15 protein-coding genes and 1 tRNA gene are annotated in these 14,939 nt (G+C 42.9%); 8 read left to right on the top strand and 8 right to left on the bottom strand.

The window, feature by feature from the left end; all coding sequences use genetic code 11:
- Together ACE5CV_RS00170 and mutY are read right to left on the bottom strand one after the other, a co-directional pair.
- Window positions 1-283: single-stranded DNA-binding protein (locus ACE5CV_RS00170; RefSeq protein ID WP_374948125.1), on the bottom strand; the 283-nt coding region annotated here is incomplete at its 3' end.
- Between the two features lie 23 nt (window positions 284-306).
- Complete coding sequence (mutY, locus tag ACE5CV_RS00165) at window positions 307-1,350, bottom strand: A/G-specific adenine glycosylase (RefSeq protein ID WP_374948124.1); 1,044 nt, start codon at window positions 1,348-1,350, stop codon at window positions 307-309.
- A 173-nt stretch (window positions 1,351-1,523) separates the two neighbouring features.
- On the opposite strand from mutY, the gene ACE5CV_RS00160 reads away from it, so the two are divergent.
- The 4 genes from ACE5CV_RS00160 to radA all read left to right on the top strand — a co-directional run bounded on the left by ACE5CV_RS00160 (window position 1,524) and on the right by radA (window position 6,051).
- On the top strand, window positions 1,524-1,826 hold the full coding sequence (locus ACE5CV_RS00160; protein WP_374948123.1) for an HU family DNA-binding protein: 303 nt from the start codon (window positions 1,524-1,526) through the stop codon (window positions 1,824-1,826).
- 5 nt (window positions 1,827-1,831) lie between these two features.
- Window positions 1,832-2,677 carry a tetratricopeptide repeat protein gene (locus ACE5CV_RS00155; protein ID WP_374948122.1) on the top strand — a complete coding sequence of 282 codons (846 nt, stop codon included), beginning with the start codon at window positions 1,832-1,834 and terminating at the stop codon, window positions 2,675-2,677.
- A gap of 221 nt (window positions 2,678-2,898) precedes the next feature.
- Entirely contained in the window at window positions 2,899-4,449 is a 1,551-nt protein-coding gene (locus ACE5CV_RS00150) for a ribonuclease E/G (protein WP_374948121.1), read from the top strand.
- A 162-nt stretch (window positions 4,450-4,611) separates the two neighbouring features.
- Entirely contained in the window at window positions 4,612-6,051 is a 1,440-nt protein-coding gene (gene radA / locus ACE5CV_RS00145; RefSeq protein WP_374948120.1) for a DNA repair protein RadA, read from the top strand.
- A gap of 72 nt (window positions 6,052-6,123) precedes the next feature.
- On the opposite strand, the gene ACE5CV_RS00140 is transcribed toward radA, so the two are convergent.
- The 4 genes from ACE5CV_RS00140 to ACE5CV_RS00125 form a co-directional block, all read right to left on the bottom strand.
- Window positions 6,124-7,362: a PP2C family protein-serine/threonine phosphatase gene (locus ACE5CV_RS00140; RefSeq protein ID WP_374948119.1), complete on the bottom strand. Its 1,239-nt coding sequence runs from the start codon at window positions 7,360-7,362 to the stop codon at window positions 6,124-6,126.
- A gap of 78 nt (window positions 7,363-7,440) precedes the next feature.
- A complete protein-coding gene (locus ACE5CV_RS00135) occupies window positions 7,441-8,571 on the bottom strand; it encodes a glycosyltransferase (RefSeq protein WP_374948118.1) in 1,131 nt (376 codons plus the stop codon).
- Window positions 8,555-9,529: a lysylphosphatidylglycerol synthase domain-containing protein gene (locus ACE5CV_RS00130; protein WP_374948117.1), complete on the bottom strand. Its 975-nt coding sequence runs from the start codon at window positions 9,527-9,529 to the stop codon at window positions 8,555-8,557. Before ACE5CV_RS00130 ends, ACE5CV_RS00135 begins: the two co-directional genes overlap by 17 nt.
- Before the next feature lie 395 nt (window positions 9,530-9,924).
- Window positions 9,925-10,036 (bottom strand) — tRNA-Asp (locus ACE5CV_RS00125).
- 151 nt (window positions 10,037-10,187) lie between these two features.
- On the opposite strand from ACE5CV_RS00125, the gene ACE5CV_RS00120 reads away from it, so the two are divergent.
- A complete protein-coding gene (locus ACE5CV_RS00120; protein WP_374948116.1) occupies window positions 10,188-10,664 on the top strand; it encodes an Lrp/AsnC ligand binding domain-containing protein in 477 nt (158 codons plus the stop codon).
- 75 nt (window positions 10,665-10,739) lie between these two features.
- Here ACE5CV_RS00120 and ACE5CV_RS00115 read toward each other — a convergent pair whose 3' ends face one another.
- The gene (locus ACE5CV_RS00115; protein ID WP_374948115.1) at window positions 10,740-11,324 is read right to left on the bottom strand and encodes a porin family protein; all 585 of its coding nucleotides are present in this window, start codon (window positions 11,322-11,324) and stop codon (window positions 10,740-10,742) included.
- Between the two features lie 127 nt (window positions 11,325-11,451).
- Between ACE5CV_RS00115 and ACE5CV_RS00110 the strand changes: the two genes are divergently transcribed.
- From ACE5CV_RS00110 to ACE5CV_RS00100, 3 genes are all read left to right on the top strand, one after another.
- Complete coding sequence (locus ACE5CV_RS00110; RefSeq protein ID WP_374948114.1) at window positions 11,452-11,667, top strand: hypothetical protein; 216 nt, start codon at window positions 11,452-11,454, stop codon at window positions 11,665-11,667.
- A gap of 65 nt (window positions 11,668-11,732) precedes the next feature.
- Window positions 11,733-13,475 (top strand): S41 family peptidase, encoded by a 1,743-nt coding sequence (locus ACE5CV_RS00105; RefSeq protein WP_374948113.1) that lies wholly within the window; start codon window positions 11,733-11,735, stop codon window positions 13,473-13,475.
- Between the two features lie 172 nt (window positions 13,476-13,647).
- A complete protein-coding gene (locus tag ACE5CV_RS00100; protein WP_374948112.1) occupies window positions 13,648-14,184 on the top strand; it encodes a hypothetical protein in 537 nt (178 codons plus the stop codon).
- 99 nt (window positions 14,185-14,283) lie between these two features.
- On the opposite strand, the gene ACE5CV_RS00095 is transcribed toward ACE5CV_RS00100, so the two are convergent.
- Window positions 14,284-14,895, bottom strand: coding sequence for a hypothetical protein (locus tag ACE5CV_RS00095; protein WP_374948111.1), 612 nt, complete (start codon window positions 14,893-14,895; stop codon window positions 14,284-14,286).
- Window positions 14,896-14,939 lie beyond the last annotated feature (44 nt).

Below are 14,939 nucleotides of genomic sequence, written 5' to 3'. Positions count from 1 at the left end.
TGTATTTTTTAATTCCTTCTTTATCTTCAAAAGAGCGGGTGCGCAGTTTACCTTCAATGTAAACCAATTTACCTTTTTGTAAAAATTTCGCGGCAACATCTGCCAATCCGCGCCACATAACAATATTGTGCCACTCAGTTTGCTCAACCTTGCGGCCGTCTTTATTAAATGTTTCTGATGTTGCTAACGGGAAACTTGCTACAGCTACTCCGCCCTCTAAATGCCTAACCTCAGGGTCCTTGCCCAAATGACCAACTAGTATTACTTTATTAATTCCAGACATGCCATAAATTAACGAAGAATTATTTAGAAATTAAAAAAATTTTTTATAAATAGAAAAATACGTTGCGGCATAGCTAAATTTTTCAATTCGTTTGCATCTATATAAACCCAGTTTTGATGTAAATTTTTCGGTTGCCCGGCTAATGTAATAAATTTGATATATAAATGTTGGTGGGTCAGCACATGCTTTATTACAGCAGATTCATCTTTAATAACCAGATTTCCGCCCATAAATTTCATTTCCGGTAAACTCATCAATGTTGCCGTATCTACCAATTCAGTAGTTTCAACCAGCGGCAGATCATACATATTTGCCCATATATCCGTTTCGTCGCGTTTATTCATCAACACTTTATCACCGTCAATTATTAACAAATAGTTAAAAAACCTGGTACGGATTTTGACTTTATTAAGTTTTACCGGCAAAAAAGCCGTAGCATTATTTATAAAAGCTACACAGCCGGTACGCACCGGGCAAATACCGCAAGCAGGGTTACGCGGTTTACAAAGCATTGCCCCAAATTCCATCATAGCCTGGTTGTGCAGGGCGGGGCGTTGGGTGTCCAGCACTTCATCCGCCAGCTGCTGAAAAAGCTTTTTGCCTTTAGGCGAATTAATAGGTTCATCAACACCAAAAAAACGCGCAAGCACCCGGTAAACATTACCATCAACAACGGCCCTTGCCTTATTGGCACTGAACGATGATATAGCAGCGGCAGTATATTCACCTATTCCTTTAAGCTTTAAAAGGTCAGTGAATTGTGTAGGGAAAATGCCGTTATATTGTTCTTGAACCTGTTGTGCCGTTTTAAGCATGTTGCGGCCACGCGAATAATAGCCTAAACCCTGCCACAATCGTAGTATATCATCCTCATGGGCTGCAGCAAAGTTTGTAACTGTTGGGTAGCGCTCTACAAAGCGATAAAAATAAGGCATTCCCTGCTCTACGCGTGTTTGTTGCAGAATGATCTCTGACAGCCATATCGTATAGGCATCGGTAGTGTGGCGCCAGGGCAGGTCACGTTTGTTGGCGTTGTACCAGTTGACTAATTCGGCAGATAAGTTCATGTGATGCAAAGTAACATCATATCATCGCTGTATCATAATGCGTGCCTAAAAATGCCGTTTGCGCCCCGTCCGAAAAAAAAACTGCTATTTATTTTAATCTTTAATTTTAAAGCGATACTTTTGCAACCCCAAAACAGTTAAGTATTTATACATAAAATAAAAGAAAACAGGATATGACCAAGGCAGAAATTATAGCTGAAATCTCATCTAAAACAGGAATAGAAAAAGTTGATGTGCAGGAGACTGTTGAGGCGTTTTTCAAGGTTGTTAAAACCTCAATGGTAGGTGGCGAGAACGTATACGTAAGAGGTTTCGGTAGCTTTGTAGTTAAGAAACGAGCTAAAAAAACAGCCCGTAACATTTCTAAAAACACTGCCATTATTATCCCCGAGCATTTTGTACCTAGCTTTAAACCGGCAAAAACTTTTGTTGAAAAAGTGCGTACCGGTAACAAAACTGCAAAAGCAAGTAAATAATCAGCATGAATAAAAAGCAAATAGTCGTTAGCGTAGTAGTTGTTGCTATTATGGGCTATTTGTATTCTTTGCCCGTTAAAGGTTTAATAAAACCAACAGAAACCCGCACTAATACTGCGGGTGTTGCATCTGCAACAAAGCAGGCTGCCAGTATCAATGTAGCCTCGGTATCGGCTTTAGCTTTGCCATCTTTAGATCCCACTGTTTCGCAACAAATAAAATCTTTAGAAAATAAACTTAAGACAGCTGCAGATGCCGGTAAACTTGATATACAAAAGCAATTAGCCGGAATTTGGGATACTGCCAACCAACCTGCCGCGGCAGCCTTTTATTACCAGGAAGTTGCCAGCAAGAACAACGATTTTGCTGATTGGGTAAATACCGGTAATCGTTTTAACGAAGCTTACAAAGCTTCGCAGGACACAGCGGCCCAAATGACGTTCAGCGCAAGCGCTGTGGAGGCTTTTGAAAATGCCACTAAGCTAAAGCCTGCGGACCTGGAAGCTAAAACAGGTTTGGGCATAGCAATTGTGAACGGTGGCGGTATGCCGATGAAGGGCATAGGATTATTATTAGAAGTGGTTAAGCAACAACCGGATAACCATGCGGCCAACCTTAATTTAGGGATGTTCGCCATGAAATCGGGCCAGTATGATAAAGCGGTAACACGTTTTAAAAGAATGGTTGCTGTTAAGGAAGAGGTAGAGCCCTACTTTTACCTGGCCGAGAGTTATAAACAGCTTGGCCAAAAACCAGAAGCGATTGCAGCTTATGAAAAATGCAAAGAATTAATGGGCGACCCGGTTGCGAGTCAGCGCATAGATGAGTATATAAAGGAATTAAAGAAATAAATTAACATTTAAAAATTATTATCATGCCAAGCGGTAAAAAACGTAAGAGACATAAAATGGCTACCCATAAACGCAAAAAGCGTTTAAGAAAAAACAGACATAAGAAAAAATAAGCTGCTTTAGCAGTTTATACCCCCGGCTTGTCCGGGGTTTTTGTGTGTTTTTTATCCACTTATAACATGCGGTGCAATTGTGCGCCGTTTTAAGAAATGGAGTAGCAATTGATAAAAGAATTAATTATCGATTCATCCCCCAACGGGGCTACTATTGCATTATTACAAGACAAACAACTTGTAGAACTCCATAAAGAGCAAATCACTAACAATTATACTGTTGGCGATATTTATCTGGGCCGTATTAAAAAAATAATGCCCAGCTTAAATGCTGCTTTTGTGGATGTTGGTTACGAGAAGGATGCCTTTTTGCATTATCTTGATTTGGGGCCGCAGGTACAAAGCCTGCTTAAGCTTACCAAGCAAGTACGTAGCGGGGGATACCAATCAAAGCTTTTAGATAACTTTAAGCCGGATGGTGATATAAACAAAGGAGGCAAAATCTCTGATGTTTTAACCAAAGGCCAGCTGATACCTGTACAAATTGCCAAGGAGCCTATTTCTACAAAAGGCCCGCGCTTAAGTTCCGACCTGTCAATAGCAGGGCGGTATGTTGTGCTTGTACCTTTTTCTGAGGTGATATCCATCTCTAAAAAGATCAAGAGCAATACCGAGCGTAACCGCCTGCGTAAGGTGGTTGAGAGCATTAAGCCCAAGCATTTCGGCGTAATTATACGTACCGTATCTGAAGGTAAGGGTATGCACGAGCTGCAGAAGGACCTGCTTGACCTGATATCTAAATGGGAAACCTTTATTACCAAATTGCCGGCTGTTGAGCCTGCTAAAAAGGTACTGGGCGAAATTGGCCGTACATCAACTATCCTGCGGGATATCCTTAATCCAGATTTTCAGCACATTTATGTGAACGAACAAGGCATGTACGAGGAAGTTAAATCTTACGTGCATGAAATTTCACCGGACTTAGAGGGTATTGTACGCCTGCACAAGCATAAAGATCCCATTTTTGAGCACCATGGTGTAGATAAGCAGATCAAAAATACCTTTGGCAAAACAGTAAACCTGGCCGGCGGCGCCTACCTGGTAATTGAGCATACAGAAGCCCTGCACGTTATTGACGTGAACAGCGGTAACCGTACGGCTAATAAAGAGAACCAGGAAGAGAATGCCTACATGGTAAACAAAGAGGCGGCAAAAGAAATTGCCCGCCAGCTGCGTTTACGTGATATGGGCGGTATTGTTGTTGTCGATTTTATTGACATGCACAAACCAAACAACCGCAAGGAACTGTTTGACTACCTGAAGGCCGAAATGAGCCATGACCGTGCAAAGCACACTATTTTGCCGCCAAGTAAATTTGGGCTGGTACAAATAACCCGCCAGCGCGTACGGCCAGAAATGAACATTGTTACCAGCGAGGTTTGCCCAACCTGTAACGGTACCGGCACTATCAGGCCTACGATTTTGCTGTTAGATGATATTGAAAATAATTTCAATTACATTTTAGACGAGCAGAACGAAAAAGGAATTTCGCTTTGTGTGCACCCTTATATTGAGGCATATATTAAAAAGGGACTATTTAACCGCCAGATGAAATGGTACTTTAAATATAATCAATGGATAAAGGTGAAGAGCAACCCTGCTTACCAAATTACCGAATTCCATTTCTTTTCGGCTAAGGACGAAGAGATAAAATTATAGCGTATATCAAATTAGAAATATGCAGTTAAAAGAGCAGATGTTGTGATAACATCTGCTCTTTTTGATTTACAGTGACCCAATTCTTTTGCACAGGTCGTTTATAATTGCTAATTTTATTGGCAATCTGCATATTTGCATCTCTATAACCTGCACGTTAAAACAATGGCTAAAACTAAAATCGCGTACTTCTGCCAAAGCTGTGGCTTTGAATCGGCAAAGTGGCTGGGCAAATGTCCAAGCTGCCAGCAATGGAACACCTTTGTTGAAGAGATTTTAGAGAAACCCAACACCTCCGTTCCAAACTGGAAGGCTAGCTCCTCACCTACGCAACGGGCAAATAAGCCGGTACAGGTAGCAGATATCACCTTTACGGAAGAGCACCGCCTGCTCACTCCGGACAAAGAATTCAACCGCGTACTAGGCGGCGGAATTGTAGCAGGCTCACTGGTTTTAATAGGCGGCGAACCGGGGATAGGTAAGTCAACCCTGATGCTGCAACTGGCCCTAAATATGCCTAACATAAAGGTGTTGTACGTATCTGGCGAGGAAAGCGATAAGCAGATAAAGATGCGGGCAGAACGCTTAACGTCAGTTGGCGATGAGCGCTTGGCGATGAACGACAGCAAATCTAAGATCAACAGCTCTTGTTACATCCTTACAGAAACCTCAACCCAAAACATCTTCAAGCAAATAGAGGAGCTGGAGCCCGACCTGTTGGTTGTTGATTCTATCCAGACACTGCATTCGGCACATATTGAATCTACGCCTGGCAGTGTATCGCAAGTGCGGGAATGTACTGCCGAATTGTTACGTTTTGCTAAAGAGAGCTCCACCCCGGTGTTTCTGATCGGCCACATCACAAAAGATGGTATGATAGCCGGCCCAAAGATACTTGAGCACATGGTAGATACCGTACTGCAATTTGAGGGCGATCGTCACCATGTTTACCGAATCCTACGCACCATTAAAAACCGCTTCGGCTCCGCATCCGAATTAGGCATATACGAAATGCTGGGCGAAGGCTTGCGCGAGGTGTCTAATCCTTCAGAGATCCTATTATCGCAGCGCGACGAACCCTTAAGCGGCATTACCATATCTGCCACCTTAGAGGGCATGAGGCCAATGCTGATAGAAACCCAGGCATTGGTGAGTACATCTGCTTATGGCACGCCACAGCGCACCGCAACGGGCTTTGACACCAAGCGTATGAGCATGCTACTGGCCGTATTAGAAAAACGCTGCGGATTTAAATTGGGGGCCAAAGACGTGTTCCTGAATATTACCGGTGGTATCCGGGTAGAAGACCCGGCTATCGATTTGGGTTTGGCAGCCGCCATCATATCATCGCACGAGGATATCCCTATCCCTTTTAAAACCTGTTTTGCGGGAGAAATCGGCCTTTCAGGAGAGATCCGGGCGGTAAACCGCGTTGAACAACGCATTGCCGAAGCACAAAAACTAGGCTTCGAGCAAATCTTTATTTCCAAATACAATATGCCCACCGCGGCTAAAGACAAAAAAAGGCTCGATCTGTCCCGCTATACCATCAACGTCATCCCTGTAGGGCGGATAGAAGAAGTTTTTGGCTTACTGTTTGGTTAAGAAATGTGCCTGATAAAGTGGAAGAAGTTTTCAAGATAATGTGCCGGGGTGATGCGCATCCGGCAAGTGGCTTTAAGCAATCCGCAGGGTAAGCAAGGTTACATCATCAATCGGCTTGCCTTTAATCACCTTATGAATGTGATCCATCATGGCTTCATTAAAATCATCCGGTTTTAATGCACCGTTGGCAATTACAAATTCCAGCAGCTTTTCTTCTCCCCAGCTCTTATAATTCTGCAGCTCATGGTCCATCAGGCCGTCGGTATAGTTAAAAAACGTGCTGTTGGGCTCTATGTCAATTTCGCCCTCGTTTAAAAACGGCAGTTCTTCAAAGGCGCCTATCATTGTAGTGCCTAATTTAAGCGGCACGGCTTCGCCGTCGCAATATAAAATAGATGGGTTATGGCCGGCATTTATATAATTAAGCTTGCGCGTTTTCTGATTAAACCGGGCTAAAAACAGGGTTATAAATCGTTCTCCCTTAGTGTTGTTGATCACAATCCGGTTTAGCCGCTCTACAATCGTTGTCAGGTCGTCTTCAATAGCGGCAAGGCCCTGCAAGCTTGCCTGGAAATTTGCCATCAGCAAAGCGGCCGATATCCCCTTGCCGGATACGTCAGCAATGCACCACATAAATTCGTTCTCGTTCAGCCGGAAAAAATCAAAATAATCACCGCCGATATTCTGATGCGGCATGTACCTGGACGCAATCTCTACACCATCCTGCTGCTGTATATTTAAAGGGATCAGCATGTTCTGTACCTCCACCGCCAGTTCCATTTCGCGCTGTACGCGCTCGGCAGCCAAACGTTCCCTAAACAGCCGTTTATTCTCCAGGGCCACTACTATAACATTGATCAGCGTTTGAACAAATGTGAGGTCGTTGCTCAGCATTTCGCCGGTGGTATTAAACTCACCTATCAGTGCAAAAGCAAGCGCTTTATTTTTATGGTAAATCGGAATAAAATAATCGTAGCCCCGTAATACGGCATCTGCATGGTCCGATAGCGGCGCGGGTGACTTAAGCTTGCTCAAATGCACCCAGGTATTGTTAAGGGTTGCATGCGTTTCTGTCTCACCACCATATTTGGATATGCAGGTGTAAACGTTGTCTTTCTCCAGCAGGAACCTAAACTTGCCTACCTGCAAATAGTTGCGCATGATAACTTCCAGCATTTGAATTAACACCGGTGTAGCTGTATTTTTATTTATAGCGCGTGTGATTTCTAAGAGAGCGTTTAACTCCGACTGCCGCTTTAGCAGCAACCGGATCAACTCTTCCTCACCAGAACCGTTAGTGTTATTTTGCATTTGCTTTAGGTAGCCTAAAATAGCGATTAATATCTCAAACTATCCGTAGGGTTACTGATTTTATTGGGCCTATTGTTGTTACCTAACAATGCGGCCTTTCCATGAGTATTTACTTGTATTGCCCATCAGGCCTACATAAACAAAATAAATAATATGAATAGGCGCCAGTACAATAAGCAGTGCAACCAGGTTGCTCCGTTTAAAAAATGAAGTGATAGGAAGAAGGAAAGCCGTTTCGAATAGAAACTTAAGCAAAAATTGTAACAGGAAAAGTTCAAAAAAGTACACGTCGTAAAAGCCAAGTAATGCGTTCGCAACAAGCGACAGGTTGAACAGCCAGATACATACGGCCAGCGCGACTATCTTTTTATCTTTATAACGTGTTGATTTTGAAGCCCACCGGCGGCGTTGCTGTAAAAACTCGGTTAAGGTGTGCTTGGCATGCGTATAAACAACCGCCTCCCGGTGTTTAAAAAAGCCGATCCTGCCCGGATAGCGTTCGGCAACTTTCTGCAACAGCAACTCATCGTCGCCCGATGCCAGATCGTCAATGCCGGCAAAACCACCAACTTCATGAAAAACGGCCTTACTGTAAGCCAGGTTTGCACCATTACAGGTTGATGCCCTACCATTGCCAATAAAAGCAGCTCCAATGCCTATCAGGTAAGAAAATTCTAACGTTTGCAGGCGCTCAAATAACGAGCGCTCTTCAAAATAAGTTACCGGTGATGAGATCATCACCTTATCATGGGTTTCGTAATAGCTTGCAATAGAAGATAACCACTTCGGCCCCATCCGGCAGTCGGCGTCCGTAGCAACCATCAGATCGCCGGTAGATCGTTCGATGGCTTCGGCTATTGCCTTCTTTTTATAAGAATTTAGTGGCCTGTCGGCCTGTAACTGCATTAAGGTTATACCTTGCAATGCGTAGCTGCGTATGATATCTGCCGTGCTATCGCTGCTGTGGTCATCAACAATAATTACCTCAGTCAGGTGTTTGGGGTAATCCTGCGCTATGATATCTTCAATAGTGTAGCGGATCCGTTCCTCTTCGTCACGGGCGGCTATTAAGACAGTTATCTTTGTATTCAGAACGGCCCCCTTGAGGTTAGCACGCTTAAGTACGGCCCATCCACGAATCAAGTAAACCACTACCAGCAGGTATAATGCGGTTAAAAGTAACGAAAGGATGCTATGCAGTGCGATCAAAGAATTTAAGTTTTAGTACGAATATTGAACCCAGTACGGCCGGAATAATCAAGTTAATAAGCCAGATGGCCGATACAGCCGCAATAATAGCTATTTGCTGGTTGGTAATGTATAAAAATAAGTGGGCGGCGGTAAAGCTGCGCACACCGATATCCAGCAGGTCTAAAGATGGGATGGCTGACTGGATAAAAATAAAAACCACAACCGTCATGGTCATTACAAAAAAGCCGATATCCGGCAGTAAAAGATGGATAACCAAGTAATACTGAAAGGTAAATACAAAAAAACGGGCCAGGCTATAGCAAATAACTACCAGCAGCTCGGTGAAGTTGTACCGCGCCATGATATCAAAAAAACGGTGATATTTTCTGAGGAACCGGATGCGGTTAAGCAAGCTCACCAGCCATTTAATGTTAAAGTAAAATATCATTAGTAACAGCAAAAAGCATAGCGACAGTACCGTTATGCCTAATACCACCCAGTTGTTAACAATATTAAAATAATATAAAAAGCCAACTGTTGCTGTTAACCCGGTAATGTTAGTGATTACATTTTGCGCAAATGACCCTACTGCCATTGCAAACACACCATGTATCCTCTTGCGGTTTGGTAAAAACATTACACGCCCTCCATACTCTCCTACACGGTTAGGTGTAAAAATAGCCCAGGTTAGCCCGCAAAAAACAGCTTCGATAGCTTCCCATACAGAAATACGCGCCAGCCTGCGTGATAGATATTGCCATTTTAAACTCTCCAATAGCCAGTTTAGACCCATAAGCAATACCACCGCAGATAATGTTATATAAACCTGGGTGCTGCTTATCCGGCTTATTAATTGCTCAAACTGATATAGGTTTTGGTTTTTGTTTAAAAACTGATGATAGATAAAGCCAAAGGCTAAAAGGATTATTGCCGCTTTAAGCAGGTAAGAGAATATTTTTTTGGCTGCAGCTGTCAATTCTAAATTTTGTGCAATGTTACAAAAAGCAAAAGCAAGCCGTTGAAAAAGATTTTCTGTGTAATGCAGTGCTAAAGTTATGCAAATACAGCAAATCGGAAAAAATGTTTGATTTAATGATCTTGTCGGTTTAAAAATCTTGTAAAAAAGTAAAGCCCCTGATGGGCAGGGGCTTTTACTAACCAATTATAAACCTAAATTATGAGAAGAGCTGTAGGAGAAGGGGTCGAACCTTCACAGAGTGGTTATTCTTATTGCTAAGAGTTTCCCATGATCTCCGCCACCGCGACAAGGAGGTGTGTCTGCCAAAAATTTCACCATCCTACAGTATAGTACTAAGTTTTCTGTTCCAAATTAAAGTCGTAACTTAAAATTTTTAACGTTAAACTTAATAGCTGTTGGGGAAGGGTTCGAACCTTCACAGAGTGGTTAGCCCGCTTCGGGTTTTCCATGATCTCCGCCACCGGGACAAGGAGGTGTGTCTGCCAAAAATTTCACCACCCAACAATGTTTGTTTTTAAAGAACGCTGAAGCAATTGTCATTTGCTTTATACAAATATCGCAGAGATGACCATTTCTTGCAAATATTTCAACAAAATATTTTTATTTTTATTTTAATTTTAATTAAACTTGTATTTCAATATAGATATTAAAATTTATGCCTCACAGGAAACCTCAAAATTTAGAAATTGATAATCTGGATATTCAGATTTTATCAATATTGATGAAAAATGCTACTACACCTTACACGGAAATAGCAAAGGAGTTAATAGTTTCTGGCGGTACCATACACGTGCGGATGAAGAAATTAGAGGAGTTGGGTGTAATTAGGGGTGCCAGCCTTGAAGTTAACCCGCAAAAGCTGGGTTATGATGTCACGGCGTTTCTGGGGATCTTCCTGGAAAAGGGATCACAGTATAATGAAGCTGTTAAACAATTGAAAATGGTGCCTGAAATTGTTGAACTGCATTATACCACCGGCAGCTGGAGCATTTTCGCCAAAATAGTATGCCATGATACCAACCACTTGCGCGAAGTCTTAAACGAGCAAATTCAAAGCGTAAAAGGCATTCAACGTACCGAAACGTTCATATCTTTAGAAGAAAGCATTAAAAGGCAAATCACTTTGGAGTAAGTTTTACCAAACTGATTAGTCCATAATATAAAAGCCCCGGTAGTTTACCGGGGCTTTTATATCAAACGGTTGTATTTAAAAGAATTTAAAGCCTACGCTTATCTCCCATATGCTTTGGCGCTGCCCGTAATTCTGATTGATTTTGGTAAGCCCGCCCTCATAACGCAAATCTGCAGTAATATGGCCAACATCTACACCTGCACCTGCCTGATAGCCTAACGTGCTTTTACGGTAATCGCCAAAATCATTAAAGGCGCCGTTAACATTATCACTAAAGCTTTGGTTCTTGTCCAGCACATAGCTGTAAACCGGCCCTGCCATTACCCGGAAATTAAGGTTATCGCCGCCAAAGCCTTTGCCAATTAACAACGGAACGTTGAGTGTGGTAAATCTTACTTTACCATCGGCGGTAACCGTATTGTTGTTGTTTTGAAAATTGAATTTACCGCCGCTGCTGCCCAGGTAAACTTCGGGCTGCACATAAAGGCTGGTACCAAAGCGTGCAAACAAACCCGCCTGATAGCCTGTAACGGTAGATTCGCCTACGTTATCCGTATTGATCTTGGCAAAATTAATTCCCCCTTTTATACCCAGGGATTGGGCCTTTGCGCTAACTGCCGCCGCTACGGCAATAGCTATCGTAAAAAAGAACTTTTTCATAGTAGTATTTTTAGTGTAACAATTGTTAGTGGGTTAAGGTGTCCTAACGCTCAAAAGTTTAACGGTGCCGGCATATTAAATGTTACCACACCTGTATTTTTTATATTTTTGTTAAAATATTTTATTTATGGCAGAGATAACTATCAGTAATAAAGAATGGGAGCGTGTTAAGATCAAAGTTCAGCGCAAGTACAATCACCTTACCGATGAGCAATTGCAATACAGCGAAGGCCAGGAAGACAGCCTGATTACCCGCCTGATGCAACTGGTTAACCGCAACCGCGAATATGTAGTGTTCACCCTTAAAAAAGCTTTGGTAAACATCGATAATAACCGCCTGTAAAAACAGTTTAATGATTATAAAAGCTTAATCGCTTTTTGTAGTTTTATAATTCAATGGGTGTAAGGATGTTAAAGAGCGGCAGAATCGTTAAACAATACAGCAAACCGGTGATTTTTGCCGGGTTAATAGGCCTGGCCACAATTACCTGGGGTTTTAACGACGACCTGTTTCAAATATCTAAAAACCTGGATGTTTTTGCTTCGGTTTACAAAGAGGTAAACATCAATTATGTCGACGATATCAATTCGGCCAAGCTGGTTAAAACTGGTGTAGATGCCATGCTTGACGGGCTTGACCCTTACACCGAATTTGTACCTGAATCTGAGATAGAGGATTACAAATTGCATTACGTTAGCACCCAGTACGGCGGCATTGGTGCAAGTATTTTTGCCCGCGATGGCAAAATCTTCATTTCTGACGTTGTTACCGGCTTCCCTGCGCAAAAGGCAGATATCCGCCAGGGCGATCAGCTCGTAAAAATAAACAATATCGACCTTGCCGGCAAAACAAACGATCAGGTTAGTCAGCTTTTAAAAGGCACAAAGGGCGCGGGCATTAAGCTTTTAATGAAGCGAGAAGCGGAAGCCGCTATTGAAAAAAACCTTGTTCGTGACGAGATTAAACAACCAAACGTAGTTTACTCGGGAATGGTTGATGGCAATATGGGCTACATTAAGCTCAATAAGTTCTTAGAAAATTCTGCCGATGAAGTAACAAATGCCCTGGTTGCCATTAAAAGAAACAACCCTAACGGCATCATCCTCGACTTGCGATCTAACGGTGGCGGTATCTTGCAGGAGGCTGTAAAGATAGTAAACCTGTTTGTTGCCAAAGACGTAACCATTGTATCACAAAAAGGTAAGGTTAAAGAAAAAAATTTCACTTACAACACTGTAAACACGCCAATTGAACCCACCCTTCCGCTGGTGGTTCTGGTTAACAGCCGGTCGGCATCAGCGTCAGAGATCGTCGCCGGTGCTTTACAGGACCTGGACCGGGCCATCATCATAGGCCAGCGCAGTTATGGTAAGGGCTTGGTTCAGCAAACGTTTAACCTGCCTTATAACAGCCTGGTTAAGATAACAGTAGCCAAATATTATGTGCCGTCCGGCCGTTGCGTGCAGGAATTGGATTACACTCACCGTAAAGACGATGGCAGTGTTATTAAGGTTGCCGATTCGCTTATTCATGAGTATAAAACTAAAAACGGCCGGTCTGTTTATGATGGCAGCGGCATTTATCCCGATATATTTATAAAGCAGGAGCGCTTTGCCAATGTTACGCAAACACTGGTAAGCAAGCTCTTAATATTTGATTACGCAACGCTTTATCGCAATTCACACCCCACACCTGCCGATCCTAAAGGGTTCAGCCTGACAGACGCCGAATACGCGGACTTTATTAAATACCTGGCCGGCAAAAATTATACGTACAACACCGTTTCTGAAAAACTGCTTACCACACTAAAGACCGAAGCTACCCGCGAAAAACAATACACCGAGATACAGGCAGAATATGATGCACTGAAGGCCAAACTGGCGGCAACCAAACGCAACGACCTGCAATTACATAAAGCCGAAATAAAGCAGATCTTGGAAAACGAGATCGCTTCGCGGTATTTTTATGAAAAAGGGCGCTACGAAGCCAACTTTAAGTACGATAGGGAAGTGGCCCAGGCCGTTAAAACCATGCAGGATAAACCACAGCTTGCATCCATCCTGAAAGGTGAGGGAAACTTTAAAACCATTGGCAAACCTGTACTGGCAATGGCAGCTAAAAAAGAGGATAAAGAAAAACTGGAAGACTAATTTGCATTCATTCCCGGATTACCATACCCGACAAATAGATTGAAATTTCTTTAAAGTTAGTAATCAAAGAAACCAGCCCTTTAAACGATTCCATGTGTAACATAGATGTTGTAAATCATTTTGGTTAAACTATAACCTTTTACGGTTGTCATACCTACCAAACATTACAACTATGAAAAAGATAATATTAACAGCTGCCCTATTTGTTAGCCTTTTAACAGTTAAACAGGCCAACGCACAAATTAGCTTCAGCCTAAACATAGGCAGTCAGCCCGAGTGGGGACCGGTTGGTTATGACCATGCAGATTATTACTACATGCCGGATATTGATTCCTATTACGATGTTCCTGCCCATCAGTACGTATACCTGGAAAACAACAGCTGGGTACGCCGCGCGGCCTTACCGCCACGATACAGCAACTACAATGTTTACAACGGCTACAAGGTAGTTGTGAATGAGCGTAATCCATGGTTACGCAATAATGTTTATCGTACTAAATACGCCAGCTACAGAGGCCGTACGGGCCAAACAATTATCCGCGATAGCCGCGATGCGAAGTACAAAAAACACTGGACTGGTAACGATCGCCGCGAAATACGCAGCGACCGCAGGGAAGTACGCCAGGACAGGAAAGAAGTACGCCGCGATATAAAAGATATGCGTAAAGACCGTAAGGACGACCGCAAACATGATCGTGGACATCACTAATTAAACTAAAAAATAATTAACAAAAAAGCGGGCCTGATGTCAGTCCCGCTTTTTTGCTACAGCCGTTCACTGCATTAGCTTATGCTTAAAAAGATTGATTTATTCTTCCAATAACCCTTTCATAAGCGCCTTCCACTGGGGGAGAGACAAACCTTCGCGGGCACTTAACGCAATAATGGTATTGCGCACCGTATCAAATAACCCGGTATCTGAGGTATTAGCAGTTTCGTTGCGGCCATGTACTGATGCACTTACGCGGTTAAGGTTGCGCTCGACAACAAACGTACTAGTAGCAGAGTGGTCGTAAAAGTGAGCAACTGCCTTATCAGGGTGCTTAGGATTAGCAATAGGGCGTACCTTCATGGTAATATATTCATTATCGGCTTCCTTATTTGTCACCTCGTCCATCGCTTCTATGCGTACCCATTCAAAGCCATCACCTGCTAACGGCCCGGGGCCGGGCAGGTCGATAGAAAACAGGTCGCCGGGCTGTGCAAACTTATACACATCATTTCCCCGGGCATCGGTAATAGCAAACTTTGCTGATAAAGGCCCGGCATAAATATGCCATTGCGAAATATCTTTTAAACGCCCCTTAGCTACTAAAAACAAGTGATGCGCATCTTCCCGTGATGCCACATTTACAAAATGACTAATGTCTGTCTGCTGCCCTTCTACCTGGGCCGGTATGTTGTTCTTTGCGCTGCTCATCGTAGTAATTTATAATACAACATATATTACAGCATTAGTGTTTT

Origin of the sequence: Mucilaginibacter sp. (genome assembly GCF_964263795.1) — a bacterium.
Lineage (GTDB): Bacteria > Bacteroidota > Bacteroidia > Sphingobacteriales > Sphingobacteriaceae > Mucilaginibacter.
Note: the sequence above shows the minus strand (reverse complement) of the source record. Positions and strands in the feature narration are given on the sequence as shown.